Source organism: Dactylosporangium sp. CA-233914 (assembly GCF_050942935.1).
GTDB lineage: Bacteria > Actinomycetota > Actinomycetes > Mycobacteriales > Micromonosporaceae > Dactylosporangium.
Genome location: NZ_CP192030.1, coordinates 12,901,854 through 12,926,774 on the forward strand (window position 1 = coordinate 12,901,854; position 24,921 = coordinate 12,926,774).

Below are 24,921 nucleotides of genomic sequence, written 5' to 3' on the forward strand. Positions count from 1 at the left end.
GCCACGGACCCAGTCCCGTGGCGGGCCGTGCATGGCACGACCTCCAAAGCCAGTCCAACAGACCTATATTCGCAGGTCAGCGTGCCTGACTTGCCCGGCCGTGCGCTTCGTGTGCAACAGGCCAGCCAGGGCGACGCTGGTTCAGCCACCGCCAGCCTGTGCCTAGAAGAGCCCCTCGCCTTCATCTGATGGCAAGACGTACCTCGTTCCACGTCGTGATCCAGTCTGTACCAAGCGCCCATCACGCACGAGTTGCTGAGGCAGACTCAAAGATTGCTGCCTGTTTAGCCCCGTTAGCTCACGCACACGCTCGTTCGAGAGCTCCTCAACCTCAGCAGCGTCCAGCACCATCTCGGTCAGCTGCTTAAGGGAGAACCGATAGGCCGCCGGCGGAGCGATTGACTCCGCCAGATAGTAGGTCGAACTCCCTCGCTCGCCCGTCTGCTCAAGTAGATCCGCATCGCGGAGCCTCTGGAGGGCCCGACGCGCCACACCGCTATCTTCGGTCTTGAGAATCCCTCGCGCAATCCCGTTCGTTAGCTCGTTGCCCCGGGCGGCGTGAACCAGCAGTAGTTTGTCTGATCCCGAAATTCGTCCATGCCGCTCCAAGTCGGATACCCATGCACGTTCGCGAGGTGTAATCGGGCCCTGCAATGGAAGGCGAACTGTTACCGACTTACCATCGTCGATAAATTGCGGAGGATCGAGTAGTGCCTCCTCCATCTCGTCCTCCATGACGTCGATGCCCCGGCCAGCATCTTCGGCGAGACTGAACCGCCGCAGCACATCAATGATGTCCGGATTCCGCGCAGCCTGCGCTTGCCGGATCGTCTCGACCGTAACCGACTCAGGCAAGCCACCTGGAGACCGAACCACAACCACATTAGGACGTATCTCAACGAGGATCGCCGTGCGATTGATCTCATAGCTCCGGTGAGCTACCGCGTTAGCGATCGCTTCCCTAACAACCACCTCCGGGAGCTTTGGAATGTCGTATCGGTACAGGCCAGTGACTACGAGGTCACTCCCAAGTTCCTCCGAAATGAATGTGGTCGCGCCGCGAACCTGAGTGGGAAGAGTTCCGTCGAAGACTTCTCGCCGATCATAGTCAAATCCATCGCCTTCTGGGTACCTACGAACCTCGATAATCGCTTTGTTTAGCTGCAATGAGCGCGAAGGAGTGGTGAGAAACAACGCGCCAGCGATAGTCAGATATCCATCGACTACTAGCCCGCGCTCACCGAGCCGGTCCGGTAGATCGGGGGCAGAAGGAGACCACCCGTACACTTCACACAGCTCATGCAAGGCTTCGGGTTCACACTCTTCGAGCGACACCTCAGAATTCGCGCGTTCGAATCTCCGCAGTTTTCGACTACTCATGAATTCCCAGGCGTCGGCGCCGAACAAGGCGACGTTACGTGCTCCCTTTCGGACCAAAATTCGGCCATCGCTCGTTTGAGCGAAGCCCTCCTCGCGTCGCTTAACCACGATCGCGATCACGGCCTTGCCGTCCACATCGACTTCTTTGACCGAATAACGTCCTATGTCATGGGCAGCCAAGGCTGCCTCAGTATGACAGGTTATGAAGTCCTTGTGATCCGCCACCTCGCTCATCACAACCACTTCATAACTCGCCATAACCCACGACCTAGGCTTCAGCGCCGCAGCGCAACTGCATCGAACAGCGCAAAGCTGGCTGACGTGCCTGCATCGCCCGACTGCGTCGTTGTCGACCCTCGGCCTTCGCCCGCCACACTGTCTCAATGCTTGGCCACGATCGAACGTGGAATGTTCCTGGCAACATCTTCTGGCTCCACCCTGGCAAGATCAATTGGCACCATTTCGATCGGCGTACATCGCTTGGTAACTCGTCTTGGCCCCACCTCGTCGAGGGGCGATCGGGCGCCGCTTTGTTGGCTAACTTCGATGGACTGCCTCAGTCGATTTCGATGGCAAGCCGACCCGCACCGCAGGCGCGCCCAGCGCGCCGAGGAGCCGAAGCGGCGCGGCAGCAGCCCTGGTCAACGCGGACGCAATCCATGGTCAGACGGTCGCCGTCGGGGCCGAGTGCCATCGATCTCGTGGCAGGGGTCGTCGGAGTCCGCGGGCGGGGCCAACTCAAGTTGCCAAAGGATCAAACCCACCGGCGGTCGCCTATCCCATCGGTACCGAGTGCCGGCGCCAGGTGGAGCCACTTTTCGTTGCCGCAGTGGGGCCAGCTCACGTTGCCGAGAACAGTGGAAGCTTCGCAGCGTTGCCGTGAGCTGCAAGGTCCATGCGTGCAACTAGCGGCGGGCAACGAGCGGGCCCGGAAGCAGAAGACCCCGACCACGTTTCCGCTGGTCAGGGTCTCCGAAGCCCGGCGAAGGACTTGTGGGCAGGGGCGGGGTCGAACCGCCGCCCTTCCGCTTTTCAGATCAACGCAGGTTCGTGATAGCGGGGTTTCCGGGCTGCGGTGAGGTCCGGAATGGGTCGGAGATGAGTGCCGTCGTGCGCGGCCGTTGCTACATGCGTTGCTCCATCGGATGTCGTCAGGCGATAGCTGCGATGTCGCCGTCGTCGAAGTAGATCGCCTGACGGAGGCGCCCACCGAGCGCCGCCGCGAAACGGGCGACCACGTCCTGGCCCGTCACCTGGCCCTGCTCGATCTGCGACACGCGTCCCGTGGTCTTGGCGGACCACCGCCGGCCCAACCAGTATCACTCTTGATAGTGATATCGTTGTGCCGTGGAGATGTCGAGTGAGCGTTGGGCCATGTTGGCGCTGCATCCGGTACGCATCCGGATCCTGCGGGCCGTCGCCGGGGCACGCCTGACCACGCACGACCTCGTGACACGGCTTCCGGACATCCCGCACGCCACGCTGTACCGGCACCTGGCCACGCTGGTCAAGAGCGGCCTGATCGAGGTGGTGGAGGAGCGCAAGGTTCGGGGCGCGGTCGAGCGGGTGTACGCGCTGCCCGCCGATGGCGCGCCCCTGGACGCCGCGGCCCTGGCCTCGGCGACGCTCGACGACCATGCCCGCTACTTCACGGCGTTCGTGTCGAGTCTGCTGTCGGAGTTCTCCCGCTATCTGAGCCGGGAGCGGATCGACTTCACCGCCGACGGAGTCGGCTACCACCAGCTTGTGCTCCACCTGACCGACGCGGAGCTGGCCGCCCTCGCCGCCGACCTCAACCAGGTCATCGGTCCGTTGCTGAACAACCAGCCGGGCGACGGGCGGGTCCCGCGCCTGCTGGCCACCATCCTGATGCCCGCCGACCAGCCGCCGGCCACCGACACCACGCAACCGAACCCTGAACGGGAAGAACGCTCCACCACGAGGAAAGGGAGTGCCTGATGGCAACTGTCACGGTCGTCGGCAAGCTGGTCGACATCCGATTCACCGGATGGGAGCGGTTCTGGACCGGGCGGGAGCGGCTGACGATGCCGGTCGCTGCGGTACGGCACGGGTCGCTCGTGGCCGACCCGCTACGCCTGGCACGCGGCGCCAGGCGTGGGATCGCGGTGTCCGGGGTCGTCAAGATCGGTGTCTGGGGCTTGTTCGGCGGACCTCGGCAGCTGGTGGCGGCACGCCGAGGTGGGCCCGGGCTGCATCTGGTCCTTGACCGTGCGCTCGCCGGCGGCGAATTCGACGAGGTCGTGCTCTCCAGCCCGGCGGCGTCCGGCATCGCGGACACGATCGGGCGTGCGATGGCGGCCCGCCGATGAGCGGCGACCGCCTCGCGATCGAGGTCTCCAACCTGACCAAACGGTACGGCGAGGTCACCGCCGTCCACGAGTTGACCTTCACCGTAGAACCGGGTCTGGTCACCGGGTTCCTCGGTCCGAACGGTGCCGGCAAGACCACCACGATGCGCATGCTGACCGGCCTGGTCACGCCCACCGCCGGCACCGCCACGATCGGCGGCCGGCCGTACCATCGGCTGCCCCGCCCGTCGGACGCCGTCGGCGCGGTGTTCGACGCGAGTGCGTTCTACCCTGGCCACACCGCCCGCGACCATCTGCGCGTCTATGCCGCGATGGGGGGCTATCCGGACCGGCGGGTCTCCGACCTGCTGGACCTGCTGGGCCTCGCCGAGGCCGCCGACCGCCGCACCCGCGGGTTCTCCACCGGCATGCGGCAGCGGCTCAATCTCGCCACCGCGCTGCTCGGCGACCCCCGCGTGCTGCTGCTGGACGAGCCGGGCAACGGCCTGGACCCGGAAGGCATGCTGTGGCTACGCGGTTTCCTGCGCCGGCTGGCCGACGAGGGGCGCACGATTCTGATCTCCAGCCACGTGCTCAGCGAGATCCAGCAGCTCGTCGACGACGTGGTGGTGATCCGCCGCGGCCAACTCGTCGCCGCCGGACCCTGGTCCCAACTCGCCGGACCACCAGCGGTACTGGTCCGCTCGCCCGACGCCGACCGGCTGGCCGCCGCCCTCGCAGCCAACCCGGCGGCCGGCGCCGTCTCACGCGTCGAGGCCGCCGGAGCCGGCCGGCTGCGGGTGCGCGGGCTCGACGCGCCGGACATCGCGGACTTCGCCGCCGCGCACCGGCTGCGGGTATACGAGCTGGTCGCCGAGACTCCCAGCCTCGAGCAACTTTTCCTCCACCTGACCACGGACAAGGCGGCCGCCCGATGAATCGCCTGATCAAAGCGGAATTCCGCCGGCTGCTCGCCACCCGCATGTGGAGCGGGCTGCTGTTCGCCGCCGTGCTGCTCGGTGGCGGCCTGATGGGCGCGATGGCGCTGGTCGGGCCGGAGAACTTCGACCCGCCCGTGCCGGGACTGGATACCGAAACCGGTATCCGCTCGATCCTGGGGGTTCTCGGCTACACCGCGTTCGTGCCGGCTGCCGTCGGCACCGTCGCCGTCACGTCCGAGTACCGACACCGCACCGCCGCGGTCACGTTTCTCTTCACGCCCCGCCGTTGGCAGGTACTGGCCGCCAAGCTCGCCACGTACGGCGTCGCAGGACTGGCGTACGGGCTCATCCTCGCCGGCACAGGCGCCGCGGCCCTGTTCACGGTCGCCGCCGCCCGCGGGGTCCCGCTAGGCCTGCCGGCCGGCACCATCGTGGCGCTGCTTGCCCGCATCGGACTCGCCATGGTCGTATACCTGCTGATCGGGGTGGGCGTAGGCGCGTTGGTGCGCAACCAGATCGCCGCACTGGCCGTGGTGATCGGCTATCTCTACATGGGTGAAACGCTGCTCATGATGATCCCGGGCGTCAATCGGCTCTACCCGGTCCTGCCCGGGGGCGCCACCGCCTCCCTCACCGACTTCACCTACCTCGCCGACGCCATGACGCAAGAACTCGGCAGCAGCGCCGTCCAACTGCTACCGCCGGCCGCTGGCGCTCTCCTGCTCCTGGCATATGCACTCGCCGCCGCCAGCGTCGCCGTCGTCCTTCCCATGCGCCGCGACATCACCTGACCAAGGGGGACAACCATGGAATCAGGCGGCAAAGGTAGTCGGCTTCGTCCCAAGGACCGCAGCCGTGTTTTGTCGATCACGTCTCGTGATCGACGCGTTTAATACCAGTCTCCTAGCCGATGGGCAGGGGCGGGTCGAACCGCCGACCTTCCGCTTTTCAGATCTGAGCAGTCCCGCTCGTAGGGAGCCCTGACCCGGCGGACGGTACGGACCCAGTTGCTGGTGGTCGGCGTTGTACGGCGCCATTGCTACACGGCCAAGGCCGGGATGGCCGCCTACGGCACGAGCAACGTACGAGTGTCGAGCTGGAACGGGAACGGGTGATCGGCGCTCAGGCTCTCGCCGGACTTGGCGACCGAATCTTCGACGTAGTGGGTGCCATCGAGCCGGTTGAGCCGGAGGGTGAGCGAGTCGGGTGATTCCGGCTCGACGAGGAGGTACCACTCGATACGTGCGGCAGCGTAGAAGTGCATCTTCATCACGCGATCCGCAGCCGCGTTGCCGGGTGAGACGATCTCCCCGACGAGGGTGACTTGCGCCGCGTCGACAACCAAAAAGTCGTCGGTCGTGTCCACCACCGCGAGGTCGGGGATGACGAGGCGGTCGGTATGCAGCCGAACATTCACCGCTTCGTAGACGAGTAGGCCGGCGGCCGACGCAGGTGCGTCCAACTGGTTAGCGATGCGGCGCGAGAGACGCTGGTGGCGCGAACTCGGCGCGGGACTCACCAGCAGGCTCCCATCGATCAGCTCGATCCGGTTCGGCGTTTCGCCTAGCGCGAGGTAGTCCTCCTCGTTCCAGGGTCCCGCGTGCTCCATCGTTGCCACGCTCATGATCTGGACCACCTCCCGGGACGCTGTGCGGCTGCCACCAGTGTCTCACGATGACAGGCCTGACCAGACGCGTCGACGACCGTCCGCTGTCGACGAGGCCGGCCCAAGTACGGACAGGACCATGGTGAGGGCCAGGCCGATCAGAGCCGCGATCCGCAGAGAACGCGCATCCCCGACCTCGCTGGGCGTCTGCGGGTCAACCCAGTTGTGACGTTCCACAACAACGGTCACCCTTTCGCCGATGTCGAACTCTGGAACGCTATCCGATAGATGCCCCCGTATCGGACGCTCCTGATCGTCCTTCAGGACATAGTGGTACCCGGTACAGAACACGAACGCAGCGCCGGCGAGCAGGCCACCTAACTGGAGCCAGAAGTTGTACCGGACAAGTTGCTGGCCCACGACGAACGCGGCCACCAGGAGCGCCGCCACCGCAATCGTCGGCCATTCGCCCGGCAGTCGAGCAAACGGCATCGCGGCGGCCCCCAGCGCCGCAACAACGTACAGCCCCAAGATCACAGCAGACTTGGTGACAGCAGTACGCGGACGGTGCAGCACATGAGCCACGGTACGAGTCCGGATCAACCACACTGCCAGATCGAGATCCGATCGTTGCTGGCCAACGCGTGCATGCCCGCGAGCCGTCAAGCACGCCTGCGGCGCGGCCCACATGCGATCACCGGCCCGACGTGTGAGCAGGCGCCAGCGGTGGGCATCTCGTCGGTGACCCACGCTGAGCCAGGCGACCATGTCGCGATGACCGCGGCCAGCTAATAAATCTGCGACCGGAGTTCTTGCACGCCGTCGAACTCCACAGAGAGGACGCGGACGCGGTTCGACAGACACGCGCCACGACGCCATCGGCCGCCAACAAAGTCGACCGTCCGCCGTGCAGATATCTGGCCGTTGCTACATGATGATCTTCGCGGTACCCGAGAAAACAGAAAACCCCGACCGCGTTTCCGCTGGTCGGGGTCTGTGAAGCCCGGCGAAGAGCTTTGTGGGCAGGGGCGGGGTCGAACCGCCGACCTTCCGCTTTTCAGATCAACGCAGGCGGGAGATGGCGCGGTTGGTGCGTTGGGTTTGAGTCCAGAGCGAGTTGGCGGTGAGTCCGGTTGTATGGGGCCGTTGCTACATTCGGATGCCGTCAGGCGATAGCGGCGATATCGCCATCGTCGAAGTAGATCGCCTGATGGAGGCGCCCACCAAGCGCCGCTGCGAACCGAGCGACCACGTCCTGGCCCGATACCTGGCCCTGTTCGATCTGGGACACGCGGCCTTTGGTGACACCCATGCGGTCAGCGACCTCCTGCTGGGTTAGGCCACGCTGCTTGCGAACCTCAGCCAGCCGATGGCCGAGAACTTCAGCGAGGAGTTGCTGCTTGCCGGCTGCGACCGCTTCCTCGCCGCCTGCACGCTCGACGTGCTCGGCCCGAATGTCACTCCAGCGCACGTAGCTGCTCATCACTGGTCGCCTTCCTCCTGCGCCCGTTCTTTCAAGTAGGTCTCGTAGCGTTGCTCGGCAAGCGGGATGGCTTCCTCATACCAGCTGGTCCACTGTCCGGCCTTGTCACCGGCAACGAGCAAGATGCTGGAGCGCCATGGATCAAAGACGAACAGGATGCGCACGGTGCCGGGACGAAGTTCCTTGAGGTTGGCGATTGTCGAGTGGGCGATGCGGTCAACGAGAGGCCGACCGAGGCTCGGGCCTCCCTCGGCCAAGGCGTCGAGTGCCTGCACGACCCGCTCGTGAGTCGCATCGTCCAGTGCGTCAATCCACTCGCTGACTTCGTCCACGACGTAGATGTCCCACTCCGGTGTGGTCACGGAGTAAGTCTAGCGAACACTATACCGCTGTGACCGTCCGCCGCCTGGTAGGCCCTCGTTGCTACACGGATGAGCGAGGTGGCGGGTGGGCGCACAGACAAAGACCCCGACCGCGTTTCCGCTGGTCGGGGTCTGTAAAGCCCGGCGAAGAGCTTTGTGGGCAGGGGCGGGGTCGAACCGCCGACCTTCCGCTTTTCAGGTAGAGCGACGCTGCGGTACGGGTCCGTCGCTACCTGGCCAACTGTGTCCGGGAGGTCCGCCCTGCTCCTCTGCGTCCGCGCCCGTTGCCACATGCGTTGCCACACCGGCGACACCTGTTGCAGTGGCGTAGACACCGATGGGGCGGCCGATCCGGCCGCCCCATCGGGTGAACTGTCACGCTCAGCGCGATGGCTTCTGGTCCAGCCGAAGCTTGACTCCCTTGAAGGGCTGAGCGTCGTCTTGTGGTGACTTCGATCGGACCGACTTCGCTGAGATCGTTCCTGAACCCACGCGAGTTTGACCCGCAGCACGTCCGCCGGTCCCTGCCTTGGAGGTGTTGATGGAGTGCTGCATGCGGTTGGCCTCTCTAGTCGGGATTGAGGTCACGCCGATAATAGTGCTTCCGCTTGATCCACTTGAAGCCTTCGTGCTTCGTGATGCCCGCGACGTCTACCGGTCCACCTACGGTATCCGCTCCAGGGCTGAAACGGACAAAATTCACTGTTGTGTCCACAAGGAACGTGGCGAGGTCGATAGCGTCCTGAAAGGGCATGCCAGGCTGCACCAGTGGGGCTTGAAGGTGCTCCTGCAGTGCCGCCACGGCAGGCTGCACTTCGTCCGGCGCCATGCCGAGCTTCGCTAGGGTTGGGCCGAGCCCCGAGCCGAACCCCTTGAGCAGCCGTGTGATGGCCTCGGGCTGGCCGTTCCACGCGATCCCACTGTCGTCGACAGGTCGCACCAATTGCGGCTTGTCGCACTCTTTGGGGGTCATGTCGATCTGATACTCCTCGGCCATCTGGCCTCCCGAGGAGTATCCGGCAAGGATGAACCCCGTCCGGAGCTCGTCACCCTTCGAGGTGGAGCCGCCGAAGGCAGGCAGGAAGTTGTCTTCGTACATGAACCGCCGGAACTCGCTCGCCACGTCCTCCAAGGCGTACTTCTCAGGGTCAAGCTTCGCCTTGAGCTCTTGACGGAAGTCCTTCACCAGACGTTCGATGGACGCGTTGCCGAACGCGCCAGTTCCCCAGGTCACAACACCGATCGGCAACCCTTTGTACAGGTTGAAGATCTTGTTTGCGCTCTTGTACACGTTGAAGACAACGACCTGGCCGTTGGCGTCAATGCCGGCCAGCGTGCTGGCGCTGTCGGCAGCAAGCACGACGCCATCGTTGACCTTGAGAGATACCGCAATTGTCACTGCCGGCCGCCGCAACAGATCGTCTGCAGCGTCGCAACCTCGCGGGTCGCGCGCCGTTCCACACCTTGCCGACCGCCGCACTTACTTGTGAGGGGACTGCTGCCCCGCTCGTGGCATCCAGCCACATCATCTCCTCGCTGCCCCGCGCCGCAGGCAGCGCAGCGACCGTGCACCATGACCCCTGCTTCCGACCAGCTAGGCAGGGTTGCGATGCTGCTGTACGGTAGCCGCACGCACGCACCCCCCTCGGCAGCGTCCTTGCAGCCGTGGCCAAGAGGTTATGCACGCGTCGCCTGAGGGTACTTAGGCGATCATCGGCTCCCCCGGTAACGCCGTCAACATGACCCGGTGGAGCTTGGTTGTTGACGGTGGTCAGCCGCACTGCGAATGCTGCTGGCCACCTAACGACATACTTGCTACCGCACGGGCGAGGCTTCAGCGGGTGCCGCAGCCGGACGCGGTTTGCGTCGGCCTCGGCGCGCGAGACGGTGGTCCCCCTGTAGGTCGCAGGATCACGTTTATCCATCCGACTTACAGCACTGTAGTTACGTCAATGCGACTCAGGTTTGATGCTGTCACACCGGCTCGTCGGCCGCAACCCAACGTGACCAAGAGTCGTGTCGTAGCAGCACTCGATCCCCCCTGCTGGCACTTTTTCTACACGACGACAGGCTGAGCCTCGGGTATTGTGTAGCTGTGACACATCCCGGCGACTGGGTCGCAAGTTCCGATACAGACAGTTACGCGTTGCTTACCAGGAGCGGACGGCACCGCGACGACGGTGCGGACGCTGCCGATTGGGGGCACCACGTCACGACTACCATCGCCGATCAGATCAAATTCTGGCGAACCGATCGTGGTTTGAGTGCTCAGCAGCTGTCTGACCGCTCTGCCGAGTTGGGGTACCGCGTACCGCGCAACATCATTGCAAATATCGAGAGTGGGCGACGGAGCGCCGTCATGGTGCATGAACTGCTCATTTTGGCAATGGCGCTCAACATTCCGCCGATCCTTCTCGTATATCCACTTGGCCGACAAGAGCGGGTGGAGGTGGTTCCAGGATATGAAGCTCCAACTTGGAGTGCATTTCGATGGTTTGCGGCATCCAAGCGTCCGACCGGGCCACTCCTCGGTGGAAGTGTTGATGAGGGTGGCGTTACGGAACCGCTCATTGAGTGGGAGAAGGCGCACCTAGTTGTTCAGGTGTATCGTCGCCATGATTCTCTTGTGAACCGGTACCGCTTCACTCGTGACGACACGATGAACGAGCTACGCCGACTTGCGGAGCCCTCGGAGCGCATGCCCGATGAGAGGGAAACGCGCCGCATCACCGACCGGGTGGCCAGAGACCTGGCCAAAGCGGCGGAAGCGCTGCGTGTCCATAGGCAAGATATGAGGAGTCGCGGGTATCAGCCGCCACGCCTTCCCGTCGACATCGATGTAGATGAGGATTAACTCGACCTGTAGGCCCAGGCGCTGGGTGCTGTCAATCAGGCAGCGCTTCTTTGGTGCGCTTCAGTCGCGAAGGGCGATCAGCTCGACCATTGATGTAATGACGGAGTCCGCCGAATGGAATGCATCGACTTTCCATTCCCTGTTAGCGTAGCCGATCACGTGTGCTCCGGCCGCACGAGCGCCCTCAATGTCGGATAGCGAATCTCCAATTAGCACGCAATCCTCTACGTCGGCCATCAGGCTTCTCGCAGCCAGTAAAACTGGTGACGGATGGGGCTTCATCAATTCTGGTTTTGCGTATGGTCGCCCGATCACCGCGCGAACGCAGCCAAACAGGTTGTGCGCTCTCAAGTATGCCTCAATTGCGCCTTGGGAGTTGTTGCTCACGATTGCTATCGGGACGCCTGCTCGCCATGCGGTCTGGATTACCTCGTGTCCGTATGGCGTCGGCGAGGCGGTCGCGGCGGCGCGGACCTCGGCCACGCACAGGGCATCTTCAACAGTGACGACAAGGGCTTGCGGACATGCCTTGCCGGTCCATCGAAGTACCTCCAGCGGATCGGTTTCCACGACGACCGCTGCGGGCGGGTCGACGCCTTCAGCGTGGAGGACGCCGACGAGGTGCCGAGCGACGTCCGGTGCGGGGTAGCCCGCGAAGATGCTGCAGATCGGTCCGTCGAAGTCGAGCAGGAGCGGGCCGCGTCCGATCAGGTCGGCGGCGGTCACTGCTGGTACTCCCGGGCGACGCTGTTCCACACCGAGTCGAACCACAGGCGCGAGGACTCCACGAACTGCGTGCCGTGCGACGCGTCGTCGTCGTCGACCGCATAGTGGAAGAGTGTCGCGTCGCGGCCCATGAGGTCGAAGATCTCGACCTGCTCGCCGCCGATCGTGACCTCACGGGGCACCACCGGGTAGTAGCCGAAGAACGCCTCACGGTTGTTCAACATGTAGAGCTTGAACGTCGGCGCGAGGCCGTGCACGCGGACCTGTACGGTCGCCGACTTCACGAGGCCGAGGTCCGCCAGCTCGTGGACCTGGTCGATGATGCCGTCGGCGGATCGCCGGGTGATGCGGTCGGCGCGCCGCCGGACCGCCGCGTCGTCGGCGCCGGTTGCGGCGAGTGCCGGCAGGGCCATCGGCACCGACATGTCCGACAGCATGGCCCGGATCGCGATTGACTCGGGGGCGCTGCGACCTGCGCGAACCATGTCGAGCGCCTCGGCGAGCGCGTCCCGCAGGGTCTCTCCGGAGAAACCTGCGAAGTCGATCGCAACGTGCGCGTGTTCGAACGCCGCTTCGATCAGCGGGCGGAGTTCGACCGGTCGTTGGGTCTGGGCGCGGACGAACGCGCCGCTGCCCTGTCGGCTGACGATGAGGCGTTCCGCCCGGAGCGTCTCCAGCGCACGCTTCACCGTCTCGCGTGCGACGCCGTACCGGCTGGCCAGCTCCGGTTGAGACGGCAGCTTGTCGCCTGGTGCGAGTTTCCTGGTCAGGATCGCGGCCCGCAGCACGTTCGCGATCTGCTGCGAGGCCTGTCGAGGGTCATCGGGGTCGAGGTCACCGAGGAAGTCAAGGTTCGCGGTCACCGCTGAACAGTACCGCTGACTAGCCAAGTTAGGGAAGTTCGTCGACATCTCTTGACCTGACTAGCCATGTCGGCCTACCGTCAATGCATCGAACCTGGCTAGCCAGGAACGACAAGCAAGACGGAGTTCGTGGGAATGGTGGCTTGTCGCTGCGCGCCTGCGGATCGCCGTATGTGCGGGTTTGTTGAGAACTGAATCGGGCTGCGCCTCCCTCGGGATACCGGAAAAGGTTGCCGCGCAAGGCATTCGGCCCTTGCATGCGCGTCCGCCCGTGCTGAAACGGGCTCCACACAACGCTTTCTGCCCGGTCGGACACCCCGGCCGGGCAGTCCTTCTCGATCTCACAGGAGAGACCGTGAACAACGACCGTGACGACCCGTCCCCCGCCGACCTGGCCGCGATCGAGGCGGAGATGCCGCTGATCGAGGCAGAGATGAAGTTGCTCGACGCGGAGATCCGCATCCTGTTGGCCGACCCCGAACCGACCGCGCTGGACTGGCAGCGCATGCGCCGCGCCGAGCGGCTCGTCATGCGCGAGCTGGTCAAGCTGCACACCTTGCGCCCCACCGAGCGGTCCGCCGCGCGGCGGCTGCGGGCGGCGTGAGGGCCTGGCCGTGAGCCGCATCCGCGCTCGCTACCTCGATCCCGAGGGCGAGCGGTACGGCCTGCCGACCTGGTGGTGGCAGGGCGCGTCCGACGGCTACGCGACCCGTCGACAGCTTCGCGCTCGTGGCCTGCGGCCCGGCGGTCAGCCGGTGGCCGGGCAGATTCTGTGGCGCGGTGTCGGCGGCGAGCGCGTCGCCCTGCTCTACCGCCTCGACCTGGCCAAGCCGCACCGGCCCGCGACCGCCGCGCAGCGACGCGCGATCGGCCGGGCGCTGCTGGCCCGCCGGACCTGTTCGACCTGCCGTGAAGTGCGGCCGTACTACATCCCGCGCTCGCTCGGCGAGTGCCTCACCTGCGCCTACCCCGAGGAGAACCCGTGACCACCGCAACCGCCTCCAGCGCCTACCCCGCCCCGATCGAGGCGCTAATGCCCGACGCCCGCAAGCTCGCCGACCGGCTCGGCGAGATCCCCTCGCGGAACGCGCTGATGAAGGAGTTCCGCATCGGCGCGCCGAAGGCCAACGCCGTCCGCGATGCGCTCACCGATGAGCGCACCGAGCCCGCCGAGATGCCCCCGCCGCGCACGCTGCACGTCGTGCCGGACCTGGAGCCGGACACCGACGCCCCCGAGCCTGCCGCGCCGGTCGACGTCGAGCCGGTCGCCGAGGTGATCGAGGCGCCGCCGCAGGCCACGGGTGACGGACACCCGGGCACCAACATCACCGCGCCGCCCGCACCGGCCGCGCCGCCCACCGAGGCGCCCGCCCGGCGCAAGCCGCGCTCCTGGCCCGTCTGGGTCCTGGCCCTGCCCGCGTTCGTGGCCATCTGGTCCGGGTGGGTCGGCCTCGGCGAGCTGACCGGGTTCGGCGTCATCCACCCGCTGCCCGGCATCGCCGACAGCTTCAGCATCAACACCGCGATCACGCTCCCGATCGGCGTCGAGACGTACGCCGCGTACGCCCTGGCGGTGTGGCTGTCCAGCGCCTACGGCGCGTCGGTGCGCCGGTTCGCCCGCTGGTCCGCGATCGGGTCGCTCATCTTCGGCGCCGCCGGACAGGTCGCCTACCACCTGCTCACCGCGGCCGGGGTCACCTCGGCGCCGTGGTGGATCACCACGGCGGTTGCCTGTCTGCCGGTCGCCGTGCTCGGCATGGGTGCCGCGCTCGCGCACCTCATCCACGCCAACCGCGACTAGCTCCGCCCGGTGCGCGGCCCAGCGGCCTAGGAACCCCGGCCGCGCACCGGTCCCCGTCCCTCCACAAGGAGTCAGGAGACCCGCCTCATGACCAACCCGACCGATGCCGGCACACTCGCCGCTGTCTTCGTCGCCCTGTACGCCGCTCACCAGGTCGCCGACCACTGGATCCAGACGCAACACCAGGCCGACCACAAGGCCGACGCCGGGTGGCGGGGGCATCTCGCCTGCGCCGCGCACATCGCCACCTACACCGCGACCGCCGTCGTCGCCCTGGTCGCGATGCTCGCCGTCACCGGCGCCGCGCTGCACCTCGGGTGGACCGCCGCCGGGCTCACCGTCTCGGCCGTCAGCCACCACATCGCCGACCGGCGCGCGCCGCTGCGCCGCATGGCCGACGCGCTCAAGAAGTCCCCGGCGTGGCTGGAGCGCGGCGGCGGGCTGTACGCCCTCGACCAGTCCTGGCACATCGGCTGGCTGTTCGTGTCCGCGCTGCTCATCGCCGCCTGAGGCGCCGACATGGACGCCGAAACCGAGCTGCAAGCGCTGCTCCGCGTGCTGTCCGAGCTGGCCACATGGGGTGACAACCACCTCGACAACGACTGCGCCGACCGGCAGTACATCGCCGAACACCTCACCCACAGCCTTGCGGCGCTGGTCAACGGCGACCCGCTGCCCCGATCCCCGTTCTAGCCACCCATCCCGACGCATCCACAGGAGAGACACCATGCCCGGATCGCTGAAGAACAAGGCGCTGAGCCTCGGCCTGGGCCTGTTGGCCGCGTACTTCGTCATCACCAACCCCGCCGGTTCCGCCCACGCGGTCACGACCGTTGCCCGGGGCGTCCTGGCGTTCCTCGCAGCCCTCAACAGCTAACCCGCCCGGTGCGCGGCCCAGCGGCCTAGGAACCCCGGCCGCGCACCGGTCCCCATCCCTCCACAAGGAGTCAGGAGACCTCCAGCATGACGAGCAACGACCCGGACCGCGACCACCCGAACGGGTTCGACTGGTCCAAGTACGAGTCCGAGGTGGCCGACGTCGCCGACGTGGTCGACCTCGGCGCCGCCCGCACCAAGCGCGCCAAGGCCGCCGCCGACGGGCACTTCGACGTCGCCCTTGACGACGAGCCGACCCCCGGCGGCGCCCTGGTCGACCCGCCCCCGGCCGACCGCAAGGGCCGCCGGCCGATCGTCCCCGCCCGCTGGAACGGCTGGCAGAACATCAAGGCCACCCTCCGCGACATCGCCGAGGACGTCGGCCACCGCGCCGGATACCACGCCCTCCGCTCCCCGTGGTACGCCACACAGGCCGTGTTCTGGGCCAGCGTCGGGGTGTTCCGGCTGGTCGGCCGCCAGTTGCGCTGGTGGTGGCTGTCGGAGCAGTACGGACTCCGGCAGGCCGCCGCCGACGCCAACGACCCGGCCACCTGGTACAAGCTGCACCGCGAGGTCAAAGCCACCCGCGCGTGGCGCGGCGTCGTCCTGCTCGCCGAGCTCGGCGCGCTCGCCATCGGCGGCCCGATCGCCTACACCCTCACCCCCTGGTGGGGCGTCGGCCTCGCCCTGGCCGTCATCGTCCCCGGCCTCGCCCGCCTCGGCCGCCCCGCCGACCGGCCGATCCTCACCCCCGCCGTGGTCGAGGGCCGCTACCGCAGGGTCAACCCGGACATCATCCTGCGCGCCTACTACGCCGCGCGGCTCGGCCACCCGGAGAAGACAGACCAGCAGGTCAAGTTCGGGTCCACGATGTCCCGCGACGCGACCGGCACCGGGTCGCAGGTGGTCATCGACCTGCCGTACGGCAAGACGTGGGAGGACGTCCTCAACGCCAAAGGCGCCATCGCGTCCGGCCTCGACGTCTCCGTCAACCAGGTGTTCCTCACCAAGGACGCCACCTCGCACCGTCGGCACCTGCTGTTCGTCGCCGACCGCGACCCCCTCGCCATCCCCGCCGGCAAAACGCCGCTGCTGGACGGCAAGCCCCGCGACATCTGGACCCCGGCACCGTTCGGCCTGGACGAGCGTGGCCGGAAGGTCACCGTGCAGATGATGTGGAACAGCCTCCTGGTGGGTGCGCAGCCCCGTAAGGGCAAGACGTTCGCCACCCGTCTCCTGGCGCTCTACGCGGCGCTGGACCCGTACGTGCGGGTCATCGTCGTGGACGGCAAGATGTCGCCGGACTGGGACAAGTTCCGCCTGATCGCGCACCGGATGGTGTTCGGACCCGTACCGAACAACCGCGACACCGACCCCGTCGAGCACCTCCTAGAAGTGCTGCGGGAGGTCAAGGCGCACATCCTGGAGGTCAACGACTTCCTGTCCACGCTGTCCACCGCGGAGTGCCCGGAAGGGAAGATCACGCGGGAGTTGTCGCGGAAGTACCCGCAGCTCGCGGTGTGGCTGCTGGTGATGGAGGAGTTCCAGGTCTACTACGAGCTGGACAGCCAGGAGCAGAACAAGGAGATCGCCGCGCTCCTGTCCTACATCATGGCCGTCGGCCCGTCCGCCGGGGTGATCCTGCTGTCCTCCAGCCAGAAGCCGTCGGGGATCGGTGCCGGTGACGTCGGTCGCCTGTTCAACCGGTACCGCGACAACCACGCCGTGCGGTTCGCGCTCAAGTGCGGCAACCGGCTCGTCTCTGAGGCGATCCTCGGCGGTGAGGCGTACAGCGAAGGCTACGACGCGTCCGCCCTGCCCAACGGCATGGACTATCGCGGCGTCGGCTACCTGTACGGCGCCAGCGACGACACCCCCACGGTGCGGACGTACCTCGCCGACCACGCCGACGCCGAGGTGATCCTCACCGCCGCGCGGAAGCACCGGCAGGCCGCCGGCACCCTGTCTGGCGCGGCGATCGGCGAGACCATCACCCGCGACCTGCGCGACACCCTCGCCGACGTCCGGTCGGTGTTCCTCGCCGGAGAGAAGGGCCTGCACTGGGCCACCATCGCCGCCCGCCTCGCCGACGCCCTGCCGGAGCACTACGCCGACATCACCCCCGACGCGATCTCCGCACAGCTCCGCGACCGTGTACCGAGCGTGAACGTCAAGGTCCGCGGTGAAGTCCTCAAGGGTGCCCGCGTGTCCGATGTAGACGGTGCGATCGACCGCCGCAAGTCGGCCTGACCGGTAGCGGCGGCGCTGCTACCCGGTAGCGCCGCCGCTACCCACCCCGCTACCAACCTGGCCAGCCGCTACCCACCGAGGTAGCGGGTAGCGCCAGCGACCCCTTGCACCCAAAACCGGCCCTGGAGGCATCTTCATGCCCACGCTCGCCGCTACCGCTACCGACAACGCCGCCGCAACCGGCCTGCTGCTCCTCGCCCTGACCGTCGTGACGCTCGGTTACCTCGCCGCGTGCTGGCTCTGGCCGTTCGTCGCCTGCCGCCGCTGCTCCGGCACCGGCAAACGCCGCGCCCTGATCGGCCGCGCGTTCGGCATCTGCCGCCGCTGCGACGGCACCGGCCGCCAACTGCGCCCCGGCCGCCGCGCCATCAACTACCTCCGCACCGTACGCAGCAAGGACACCAACCGATGAAACGCAGGCACCCCGACTGGTGCGCCCGAGGGCACCGCTGCAACCTCGGCGAACACCGCGCCGACCCCCTCGCCGTCGACGTTCCCGGCCTCGGCCGCGCGCTGCTCACCCGCGTACGCGCCGCCGACGGCCGGGAACACGCCGAGGTCACCCTCACCGTGGCTCTCGCCGCCGCCGAACCGGTCGCCCGCGCGCAGCTGCTCAGCCTCGCCCGCGACCTAGACACCGTCATCGCCCGCGCCACCCGCGCCAGCGTCCGCCCCGTCCGGCGGGCCGCGTGACGACCGCGACCGGCCGGTGCGGGTTCTGGGTCGCCGCCGACCAGCGCTGCGGCGTCGCCGACGCCGTCCGCCTGTACCTGCCCGGCGAGCGCTGTCCGGAACACACCCCGGCCGCGCTCGCCGGGCTCCCCGAACCGACTTCCCCTTCGATCCCTGAAGGAGCAGATGTGGAGCTTCGCCCTGCCTCACAAGCGTTGCTGCGCAACGCGATCCGCTACGCGCAGCACGGCTGGCCGGTCTTCCTGCTCGGCCGCACCAAGCGCCCTCTCGCCAACTGCGACCCCTGCCGGGACGCGGGCAGCGACCACGACCCGGCCGCCTGCGACTGCCTCACCTGCCACGGCTTCTACGCCGCGACCACCGACACCGACCGCGTCACCGCAATGGTCACCGCCAACCCGGGCGGCATGCTCGCCATCCGCACCGGGGCGCCGTCCGGCACGGTCGTCATCGACATCGACCCCGCACACGGCGGCCACGTCGATCCCGCGCGCATGCCTGAAACGGCCTGTGTCACCACAGGAAGCGACGGATGGCACCTGTACTACCGCCACCCCGGAACGGCCGTCCTGTGCAGTCAGGGACGCGTTGCCGACGGCGTGGACGTACGCGGCGACGGTGGGTACGTCGTGGCGCCGCCATCGATCCACCCGCGCACCGGCCGTCCGTACCGATGGACCGGTGGCCGGTCCCTGGTTGAGATGCCCCCCGCGCTGATCGAGGCGTGCCGGCAGAACGATGCGCCCCCGACCGCCGCCCCGACCAGCCCCGCGCAGATGCGCAGCGGCGGGGGCATCTCATCGCCCGAAGCGCTGCTCCGGTCGCACCTCGACGCGGTCGCCAAGGCGCCGAAGGGCAAACGCCGCACCACCCTCTACGGCGCCGCCCGGGGCGTCGCCCGGATGGTCGCCGCCGGAGCGCTCACCGAGGCCGACGCCCTGGCCGCCCTCACCGACGCCGGATACGCCGCAGGGCAGACCGAACGCGAGACACGCGCCGCCATCGCGGGCGGGTTCCGCGACGAACACGTTGCCACGAAAGGGATCGCAGCATGAACCCCACAACCGAAGCACCCGACGGCGCCGCGATCCTCGACCGCCTGCACGCCACCATCACCCGCTACGTCGTGCTGCCCTCACCCGAGGCTGTTGACGCCGTGGTCCTGTGGATCGCCGCAACCCACGTCCAGCAGGCATGGGCACACGCGCCCCGGCTGGTCATACGCGCGCCGGAGAAGCGCTGCGGCAAGTCCCGGCTCCTCGACGTGGTCGAGGGCACGAGCTGCAACCCGCTCATCACCGTGAACGCGTCACCGGCTGCCGTGTACCGGGCCATCGGCACCGACGAGCCGCCGACACTGCTCGTCGACGAGGCGGACACCATCTTCGGCGGGAAGAACGCCGAGGCCAACGAGGATCTCCGAGGGCTGCTCAACGCCGGACACCAGCGCAACCGGCCCGCGATCCGCTGGGACAACAACCTCCACCGGCTGGAGAAGATCCCCACGTTCGCCATGGCCGCGCTCGCCGGGATCGGCGCCATGCCCGACACCATCGAGGACCGCGCCGTGGTCGTGCGGATGCGCCGCCGCATGGCGGGCGAGACGGTCGCGCCGTACCGGCACCGCCGGGACGGGCCGGTGCTGCGCAAGGTCGCCATCGAGCTGACGCACTGGCTGCGCAGCCACCTCGCCGAGCTGGAGCGCGCAGAGCCTGCGATGCCTCTGGAGGACCGCGCCGCCGACACGTGGGAGCCGCTCATCGCGGTCGCCGACCTCGCCGGTGGCGAGTGGCCGGCACGCGGCCGGGCCGCCGCGACCGTCCTCACCGCCGAGGCCGAGGACACCGGGCAGGTGTCCAACCGCATCCGGCTCCTGACCGACATCCGCGCCGCGTTCACCACCCTCGGCGACCCGCCCGCCGCCACGACCGCCGACCTGCTCGCCGCCCTCAACGACGACCCCGAGGGGCCATGGCAGGGGTTCGGCCCGGCCGGACTGACCGGCAAGCGCCTCGGCGACATGCTGCGGGAGTTCGGCATCAGTTCCGGCACCATCCGCTTCCCCGTCGGGCAGGCCAAGGGGTACATCCGCGACGCATTCACTGACGCGTGGCAGCGGTACTGCCCGGCACCCACGCAGGAGGCACCCGTACCAAACGTACCAACGTCGTTTTCCCAGGTCAGCCCTGGTACGGATGCCCTCCCTGGTACGGATCGATCCGTACCGCAACGCGTCCCTGGTACGGATCAAAGCGTACCGGCCAACCAATCCGTACCGGCCCTGAGCAGCAAAAACGAGCTTGGTACGGATGGTACGGATACCCCGGGGCGTCGGCGCCGTGGCGGTGCCGCTTGAGCATCGCCGTCGGCTCAGATCAAGTCCGACTTCTGCGCGTCGAGGACGCGGCCCGACTGCTCAACATCGGCCGCGCCGCTGTGTACGACCTCATCCGCTCCCGCCGCCTGCGCACCGTGAAGATCGGTGCGAGTCGCCGGGTGCCCCGTGAGGCCATCGATGAAGTGATCGCCCTGCTGATCGAGGAGAGCACTCAGTGACGACACCCAACAAGCGCCGCCCGCGCAGCCGCCGCGCCAACGGGCAGGGCTCCGTCTACCAGCAGAAAGACGGCCGGTGGGTCGGCGCCGCCTACGTCCTGCAAGCGGATGGGACCTTCAAGCGGCAGCGGCTGTACGGCAAGTCCGAGGCGGAGGTCAACGAGAAGCTGGTCGCCATCCAGGCGCGCTCGCACCAGGGCGTTCCCGCCGAGGCGACCGGGTGGACCGTCGAGCGCTTCCTGAGCTACTGGATCGAGCACGTCGTGACCCCCAGCCGGAAGCCCAAGACCGCCCAGGGCTACGAGGTGGTCGTCCGGGTGCACCTCATCCCGGCGCTCGGCAAGAAGCGCCTGAACAGGCTCTCGGCGGTCGACGTCCGCGCGTTCATCAAGCGGTTCGAGAACGGGTGCCTGTGCTGCCTGCACGGCACCGACACCCGGCGGCCCGAGGGCGACCGGAAGTGCTGCGCCGTGGGGGAGTGCTGCCGGTCCGTTCCGTCGGCGCGGCTGGTCCAGCAGGTACACGCGGTCCTGCGCAACGCCTTGCAAGCGGCCGTCCGTGAGGAGCTGCTCCAGCGCAACGTTGCCAAGCTGGTTCAGATCGCCGCTCCCCACTACGAGGTGAACCGCGGGCTCACCGTGGAGCAGGGCCGGATGCTGCTCAAGGCCGCGCACGACGACCGGCTACACGCGCTGTACGTCCTGGCGCTCTACCTCGGGCTGCGACGCGGCGAGCTGCTCGGCCTCCAGTGGAGCGACGTCGACCTCGACGCCCAGGCCGTCACCGTCCGGCGCACGCTCCAACGCGTCGGCGGCGAGCTGCGGGCTGTGACGCCGAAGACCCGGACGTCCCGCCGCACGGTCCCGCTGATCGGCCTCTGCGTCGAGGCGATCACGGCCCACAAGGAGCGTCAGAAGCTGGAGGCGGAGAACGCGGGGACCGACTGGACGGACACGGACCACGTGTTCACCACAACGGCCGGCACGCCAATCGAGCCGGACAACCTCCGCCGGAGCTGGTACCCGCTGCGGTCCGCCATCGGCGCCGAGGGGACCCGCTTCCACGACCTCCGGCACAGTTGCGTGACGATGCTGCTCGACCTCGGCGTGCCGCCGCACATCGTGCGGGACATCGTCGGGCACGCGGACATCGGCGTCACGATGACGATCTACGCGCACGCTTCCTTGGATGAGAAGCGGGAGGCACTCCGCAAGCTGGATGAGCGCCTCAAGTAGGGCCGTTGCCACCAGCGTTGCCACATAACGATCTTGACTGACCGAATCTGAGCCGGACGTACAAAGACCCCGACCGGCGTTTCCGCTGGTCGGGGTCTGTAAAGCCCGGCGAAGAGCTTTGTGGGCAGGGGCGGGGTCGAACCGCCGACCTTCCGCTTTTCAGGCGGACGCTCGTACCGACTGAGCTACCTGCCCAGAGCAACCCACCAACTGGTGGATCAAGCGGTCCTGACGGGACTTGAACCCGCGACCTCCGCCTTGACAGGGCGGCGAGCACTCCAACTGCTCCACAGGACCTTGCTATTCAGTTACCTCGTGCCCCCAACGGGATTCGAACCCGTGCTACCGCCTTGAAAGGGCGGCGTCCTGGGCCGCTAGACGATGAGGGCGGCCCCGCAATCATCGCACACTCTGCGAGTCTCGCGTTGTTGCTCCCATCCGGCCCCGCCGGAGGCTTTCAGAGCATACGTGACCCCTCGCGCGTTCTCCAAATGAGTATCCGTCAGTGGCGTGGCGGAGGGGTCAGGCCTGCTCAGACCGGCATTGCGATCAGCGTGAACTTGCTCTTCAGCTCCGGCAGGAGGGTCTTGTACGCGGCCATCGTGGCGCTGCGGTCGCCGCCGCCGTCGTGGGACAGGACGATCGAGCCCGGCTTCGTGTTGTTCCTCACGTTCGAGCAGATGTGGTTGGTCATCTGCTGGCCGGACCACTTCTTGAGGTTCCAGTCGGACGGGTCGACGGTCCAGCCCAGGGACTTCATGCCCAGCTCGGAGGCGATCTGCACGGCGGCCGGTGTGAAGTTGCCGCCCGGGTGGCGGAAGTACTTGATCTGCGCGTCCGGCACGGCCTTGTGGATCTCGTCGTTGGTCTTCTGCAGGTCGGCGCGGATCGTGTCTGCCGACTTCTTGCCCAGGCTCTCGTCGTGCTTCCAGGTGTGGTTGCACAGGGTGTGGCCGTCGTTGACGATGGCCTGCACGTATTGCGGGTACTCCTGAACATTGACGCCGATGACACAGAACGTGGCCTTGATGCCCTGTTCACGCAGCATCTTCAGGATCGTCGGCGTGTCCGGGCCCGGGCCGTCGTCGAAGGTCAGGGCGACCCCGGACGAGCCCGTGGTGCGGATGATGTTGTCGCTCGGCGGAGCGCTGGACGCCGGCGTCGACGGGGAGGCCGAGGCGGACTCCGACGGGGATGGCGGGGCCGAGGGGGAGGCTGAGGCGGAGGCCGGGGGCTTCGCGGTGTCGGTCGAGCCGGGGCCCGCGATCGGGTGGGTGAGCGGATCGCCGGCGCTCTGCCCGACGGCCGGGGCCGACCCGGAGCCGGACGCGTGCCAGGAGGCACCGGACGCGGCGCTGGAGGCGCAGCCGGCGAGGGCCAGGAGAACCACGCCGATCACTGCTCCTGCCGCGGCGAGTCGTACGCGTGTCATGAGGGGGGCTCCGAGGGGTCTTTGAGGGCGGATCAAGGTTCAACGGAGGCTCACGTTACTGATTCGAGACCCAGAACCGTAGTCCCGGGTTCAGCCCATGGCACGAACCCGGGAGTACATAGGCAAGGGACTTTTACGCAGATAACTAGGTAAGTACCGACGTCAGGGCGACTACCGCATCACTGAGAGTATCCGGAAAGACGATCCCCGATGGTACGGACGGACGATGCCAGCCCGGGCCGCCCGCGGCGACGACGACCGGGCGGCCGCGCTCGGCGACAATCGCCTCGAGCTGCACGGGCGCACCGGTCTCGGCCATCTGCGACCAGACGAGCAGGGCGGCCGGGCCGGTGCGGCGCACGGCGGCCAGCAGCGCCGCCGGGGGCACCCGGGCGCCGAGCGAGCGGGCCGGCACCCCCTCGGCGGCGAGCGCCGCCGACAGGGCCTCGATCGGCAGGCTGTGCTGCTCGTCGTCGGCACAGCAGAGCAGAATCCGCACCGGTACGCCGGCCGGCGGGCGCGGCACCGCGCCGAGGACGGCCGAGATGCAGCCCGAGACCAGGTGCTCGACCTCGACGAGGGCGCCCGTCGCGGCGTGCCGCTCCCCGATCCCGGCCAGGACGGGCCGCAGCACACTGTCCCAGGCCGCCACCACCCCCCGCTCGTGGACCACCTCCGCGACGCACTGGCGCACGGCGGGGGCGTCCAGGCGCAGCGCGGCGCGATTGAGTCCCCGCACCGCCACGACATCCGGAACGGTGAGCGCGGCCCCTTCGGCAAAACCGCCGCGCCGTGCCCAGCGGGCCGCCTCGCCGGGTGTCACGCCCTCGACGATGAGGCGCTGCATGAGCTCGAGGCGCTCGACGTCGTGGTCGGTGTATCGCCGATGATGCCCCGGCTTGTGCAGCGACGGGCCGATCCCGTAGCGCTGGTGCCACGTACGCAGGGTCGTCACGGCGACCCCGAGCCGCCGGGCGACGGCCCCGGCGGAGTACGCGGCGGCGGCGCTCATGACCGGTGGCTCATCCCTTGCCGGAGCGCCAGGCGTCGAGCACGCCGCCGAGCCAGGGGGCGTAGCGGCCGGGGAAGCGGGCGAGGCGGTCGGCGAGCTGCTCGGGAGTGACCCAGTCGGTCTCGGCGACCTCGCTCGGGTCCGCGTGGACGGGGCCGTCGTAGTCGCCGGTCAGCACGTGGTCGTACTCGTGCTCGACCCGGCCGGAGTCGGGGTCGCCGGCCTGGTAGAGGTACACGCCGACCTCCTTGAGCGGCACCGAGACCCCCAGCTCCTCGCGCAACCGCCGCTCGCCCGCGGCGACGACGGGCTCGCCGGGCGCGGGGTGCCCGCAGCAGGAGTTGGCCCAGCGCAGCGCGAAGCGCGTCTTCACCGCGGCCCGCTGCTGCAGCAGGAGCCGGCCGTCCGGGCCGACCAGCAGAACCGAGAAGGCGCGGTGCAGCCGGCCCGGCGCCCGGTGCGCGGCCTCGACGGTGGCGGTGCCGGCGGCGCGGCCGTCCCTGCCGACGAGCTCGACCAGTTCTTGTTCCCGAGACAACTTT

At 67.8% G+C, this 24,921-nt stretch carries 29 protein-coding genes, 3 tRNA genes and 1 pseudogene; 18 read left to right on the top strand and 15 right to left on the bottom strand.

Annotation, left to right across the window (positions count from 1 at the left end):
* Positions 1 to 162: 162 nt before the first annotated feature.
* Positions 163 to 1,614 carry an ATP-binding protein gene (locus tag ACQPY0_RS57810; protein WP_432982111.1) on the bottom strand — a complete coding sequence of 484 codons (1,452 nt, stop codon included), beginning with the start codon at positions 1,612 to 1,614 and terminating at the stop codon, positions 163 to 165.
* Between the two features lie 917 nt (positions 1,615 to 2,531).
* Positions 2,532 to 2,669, bottom strand: a pseudogene (locus ACQPY0_RS57815) (helix-turn-helix domain-containing protein); the annotation flags it as partial.
* 64 nt (positions 2,670 to 2,733) lie between these two features.
* On the opposite strand from ACQPY0_RS57815, the gene ACQPY0_RS57820 reads away from it, so the two are divergent.
* From ACQPY0_RS57820 to ACQPY0_RS57835, 4 genes are read left to right on the top strand one after another with little or no spacing between them, the layout of a single operon-like run.
* Positions 2,734 to 3,339, top strand: coding sequence for a helix-turn-helix domain-containing protein (locus ACQPY0_RS57820; RefSeq protein WP_432995860.1), 606 nt, complete (start codon positions 2,734 to 2,736; stop codon positions 3,337 to 3,339).
* Positions 3,339 to 3,710: a hypothetical protein gene (locus tag ACQPY0_RS57825; protein WP_432982114.1), complete on the top strand. Its 372-nt coding sequence runs from the start codon at positions 3,339 to 3,341 to the stop codon at positions 3,708 to 3,710. The genes ACQPY0_RS57820 and ACQPY0_RS57825 overlap by 1 nt, the downstream gene beginning before the upstream one ends.
* The gene (locus tag ACQPY0_RS57830) at positions 3,707 to 4,627 is read left to right on the top strand and encodes an ABC transporter ATP-binding protein (protein ID WP_432982117.1); all 921 of its coding nucleotides are present in this window, start codon (positions 3,707 to 3,709) and stop codon (positions 4,625 to 4,627) included. The genes ACQPY0_RS57825 and ACQPY0_RS57830 overlap by 4 nt, the downstream gene beginning before the upstream one ends.
* Positions 4,624 to 5,421, top strand: a complete 798-nt coding sequence (locus ACQPY0_RS57835) for an ABC transporter permease (protein WP_432982120.1) — start codon at positions 4,624 to 4,626, stop codon at positions 5,419 to 5,421. The genes ACQPY0_RS57830 and ACQPY0_RS57835 overlap by 4 nt, the downstream gene beginning before the upstream one ends.
* Before the next feature lie 275 nt (positions 5,422 to 5,696).
* On the opposite strand, the gene ACQPY0_RS57840 is transcribed toward ACQPY0_RS57835, so the two are convergent.
* The 5 genes from ACQPY0_RS57840 to ACQPY0_RS57860 form a co-directional block, all read right to left on the bottom strand.
* Complete coding sequence (locus tag ACQPY0_RS57840) at positions 5,697 to 6,254, bottom strand: Uma2 family endonuclease (protein WP_432982123.1); 558 nt, start codon at positions 6,252 to 6,254, stop codon at positions 5,697 to 5,699.
* 45 nt (positions 6,255 to 6,299) lie between these two features.
* Positions 6,300 to 6,812, bottom strand: a complete 513-nt coding sequence (locus ACQPY0_RS57845; RefSeq protein ID WP_432982126.1) for a hypothetical protein — start codon at positions 6,810 to 6,812, stop codon at positions 6,300 to 6,302.
* Between the two features lie 589 nt (positions 6,813 to 7,401).
* Positions 7,402 to 7,719: a helix-turn-helix domain-containing protein gene (locus tag ACQPY0_RS57850; RefSeq protein ID WP_432982129.1), complete on the bottom strand. Its 318-nt coding sequence runs from the start codon at positions 7,717 to 7,719 to the stop codon at positions 7,402 to 7,404.
* Positions 7,719 to 8,081: a type II toxin-antitoxin system RelE/ParE family toxin gene (locus ACQPY0_RS57855; protein WP_432982132.1), complete on the bottom strand. Its 363-nt coding sequence runs from the start codon at positions 8,079 to 8,081 to the stop codon at positions 7,719 to 7,721. Before ACQPY0_RS57855 ends, ACQPY0_RS57850 begins: the two co-directional genes overlap by 1 nt.
* Before the next feature lie 568 nt (positions 8,082 to 8,649).
* On the bottom strand, positions 8,650 to 9,480 hold the full coding sequence (locus ACQPY0_RS57860) for a hypothetical protein (RefSeq protein ID WP_432982135.1): 831 nt from the start codon (positions 9,478 to 9,480) through the stop codon (positions 8,650 to 8,652).
* A 696-nt stretch (positions 9,481 to 10,176) separates the two neighbouring features.
* Between ACQPY0_RS57860 and ACQPY0_RS57865 the strand changes: the two genes are divergently transcribed.
* Entirely contained in the window at positions 10,177 to 10,935 is a 759-nt protein-coding gene (locus tag ACQPY0_RS57865) for a helix-turn-helix domain-containing protein (RefSeq protein ID WP_432982138.1), read from the top strand.
* Between the two features lie 60 nt (positions 10,936 to 10,995).
* On the opposite strand, the gene ACQPY0_RS57870 is transcribed toward ACQPY0_RS57865, so the two are convergent.
* Together ACQPY0_RS57870 and ACQPY0_RS57875 are read right to left on the bottom strand one after the other, a co-directional pair.
* Positions 10,996 to 11,661, bottom strand: a complete 666-nt coding sequence (locus ACQPY0_RS57870) for an HAD family hydrolase (RefSeq protein ID WP_432982141.1) — start codon at positions 11,659 to 11,661, stop codon at positions 10,996 to 10,998.
* Positions 11,658 to 12,524 (bottom strand): GntR family transcriptional regulator, encoded by an 867-nt coding sequence (locus ACQPY0_RS57875; RefSeq protein ID WP_432995862.1) that lies wholly within the window; start codon positions 12,522 to 12,524, stop codon positions 11,658 to 11,660. The genes ACQPY0_RS57870 and ACQPY0_RS57875 overlap by 4 nt, the downstream gene beginning before the upstream one ends.
* Positions 12,525 to 12,879: 355 nt before the next feature.
* Here ACQPY0_RS57875 and ACQPY0_RS57880 point away from each other — a divergent pair, with 355 nt between their 5' ends.
* The 13 genes from ACQPY0_RS57880 to ACQPY0_RS57940 all read left to right on the top strand — a co-directional run bounded on the left by ACQPY0_RS57880 (position 12,880) and on the right by ACQPY0_RS57940 (position 21,935).
* Entirely contained in the window at positions 12,880 to 13,128 is a 249-nt protein-coding gene (locus tag ACQPY0_RS57880) for a DUF6284 family protein (protein WP_432982144.1), read from the top strand.
* A gap of 10 nt (positions 13,129 to 13,138) precedes the next feature.
* Positions 13,139 to 13,510, top strand: a complete 372-nt coding sequence (locus ACQPY0_RS57885) for an RRQRL motif-containing zinc-binding protein (RefSeq protein ID WP_432982147.1) — start codon at positions 13,139 to 13,141, stop codon at positions 13,508 to 13,510.
* Between the two features lie 47 nt (positions 13,511 to 13,557).
* Positions 13,558 to 14,325 carry an ABC transporter permease gene (locus tag ACQPY0_RS57890; protein WP_432995864.1) on the top strand — a complete coding sequence of 256 codons (768 nt, stop codon included), beginning with the start codon at positions 13,558 to 13,560 and terminating at the stop codon, positions 14,323 to 14,325.
* Between the two features lie 87 nt (positions 14,326 to 14,412).
* Positions 14,413 to 14,835 (top strand): transcriptional regulator, encoded by a 423-nt coding sequence (locus ACQPY0_RS57895; RefSeq protein ID WP_432982150.1) that lies wholly within the window; start codon positions 14,413 to 14,415, stop codon positions 14,833 to 14,835.
* Positions 14,836 to 14,844: 9 nt separating this feature from the next.
* Entirely contained in the window at positions 14,845 to 15,018 is a 174-nt protein-coding gene (locus ACQPY0_RS57900; protein ID WP_432982153.1) for a hypothetical protein, read from the top strand.
* A gap of 34 nt (positions 15,019 to 15,052) precedes the next feature.
* Positions 15,053 to 15,202 (top strand): hypothetical protein, encoded by a 150-nt coding sequence (locus tag ACQPY0_RS57905; protein WP_432982156.1) that lies wholly within the window; start codon positions 15,053 to 15,055, stop codon positions 15,200 to 15,202.
* Between the two features lie 86 nt (positions 15,203 to 15,288).
* Positions 15,289 to 17,451 carry a cell division protein FtsK gene (locus ACQPY0_RS57910; protein WP_432982159.1) on the top strand — a complete coding sequence of 721 codons (2,163 nt, stop codon included), beginning with the start codon at positions 15,289 to 15,291 and terminating at the stop codon, positions 17,449 to 17,451.
* Between the two features lie 136 nt (positions 17,452 to 17,587).
* Positions 17,588 to 17,863, top strand: coding sequence for a hypothetical protein (locus ACQPY0_RS57915; protein WP_432982161.1), 276 nt, complete (start codon positions 17,588 to 17,590; stop codon positions 17,861 to 17,863).
* Positions 17,860 to 18,144 carry a hypothetical protein gene (locus tag ACQPY0_RS57920; RefSeq protein ID WP_432982164.1) on the top strand — a complete coding sequence of 95 codons (285 nt, stop codon included), beginning with the start codon at positions 17,860 to 17,862 and terminating at the stop codon, positions 18,142 to 18,144. Before ACQPY0_RS57915 ends, ACQPY0_RS57920 begins: the two co-directional genes overlap by 4 nt.
* A gap of 167 nt (positions 18,145 to 18,311) precedes the next feature.
* A complete protein-coding gene (locus ACQPY0_RS57925; RefSeq protein ID WP_432995866.1) occupies positions 18,312 to 19,199 on the top strand; it encodes a bifunctional DNA primase/polymerase in 888 nt (295 codons plus the stop codon).
* Positions 19,196 to 20,500 carry a DUF3631 domain-containing protein gene (locus tag ACQPY0_RS57930; protein ID WP_432982167.1) on the top strand — a complete coding sequence of 435 codons (1,305 nt, stop codon included), beginning with the start codon at positions 19,196 to 19,198 and terminating at the stop codon, positions 20,498 to 20,500. Before ACQPY0_RS57925 ends, ACQPY0_RS57930 begins: the two co-directional genes overlap by 4 nt.
* Entirely contained in the window at positions 20,497 to 20,700 is a 204-nt protein-coding gene (locus tag ACQPY0_RS57935) for a helix-turn-helix domain-containing protein (protein WP_432982170.1), read from the top strand. The genes ACQPY0_RS57930 and ACQPY0_RS57935 overlap by 4 nt, the downstream gene beginning before the upstream one ends.
* Entirely contained in the window at positions 20,697 to 21,935 is a 1,239-nt protein-coding gene (locus tag ACQPY0_RS57940; RefSeq protein WP_432982173.1) for a site-specific integrase, read from the top strand. The genes ACQPY0_RS57935 and ACQPY0_RS57940 overlap by 4 nt, the downstream gene beginning before the upstream one ends.
* A 121-nt stretch (positions 21,936 to 22,056) precedes the next feature.
* Here ACQPY0_RS57940 and ACQPY0_RS57945 read toward each other — a convergent pair.
* From ACQPY0_RS57945 to idi, 6 genes are all read right to left on the bottom strand, one after another.
* Positions 22,057 to 22,130, bottom strand: a tRNA-Phe gene (locus tag ACQPY0_RS57945).
* Between the two features lie 28 nt (positions 22,131 to 22,158).
* Positions 22,159 to 22,232: transfer RNA gene (locus ACQPY0_RS57950), tRNA-Asp, on the bottom strand.
* Positions 22,233 to 22,251: 19 nt separating this feature from the next.
* A tRNA-Glu gene (locus ACQPY0_RS57955) sits at positions 22,252 to 22,324 on the bottom strand.
* A 143-nt stretch (positions 22,325 to 22,467) separates the two neighbouring features.
* Positions 22,468 to 23,367 (bottom strand): polysaccharide deacetylase family protein, encoded by a 900-nt coding sequence (locus tag ACQPY0_RS57960; protein WP_432982176.1) that lies wholly within the window; start codon positions 23,365 to 23,367, stop codon positions 22,468 to 22,470.
* A 145-nt stretch (positions 23,368 to 23,512) separates the two neighbouring features.
* Complete coding sequence (locus ACQPY0_RS57965) at positions 23,513 to 24,379, bottom strand: MerR family transcriptional regulator (protein ID WP_432982179.1); 867 nt, start codon at positions 24,377 to 24,379, stop codon at positions 23,513 to 23,515.
* A 10-nt stretch (positions 24,380 to 24,389) separates the two neighbouring features.
* Positions 24,390 to 24,917 carry an isopentenyl-diphosphate Delta-isomerase gene (gene idi, locus ACQPY0_RS57970; RefSeq protein WP_432982182.1) on the bottom strand — a complete coding sequence of 176 codons (528 nt, stop codon included), beginning with the start codon at positions 24,915 to 24,917 and terminating at the stop codon, positions 24,390 to 24,392.
* Between the last annotated feature and the right edge of the window lie 4 nt (positions 24,918 to 24,921).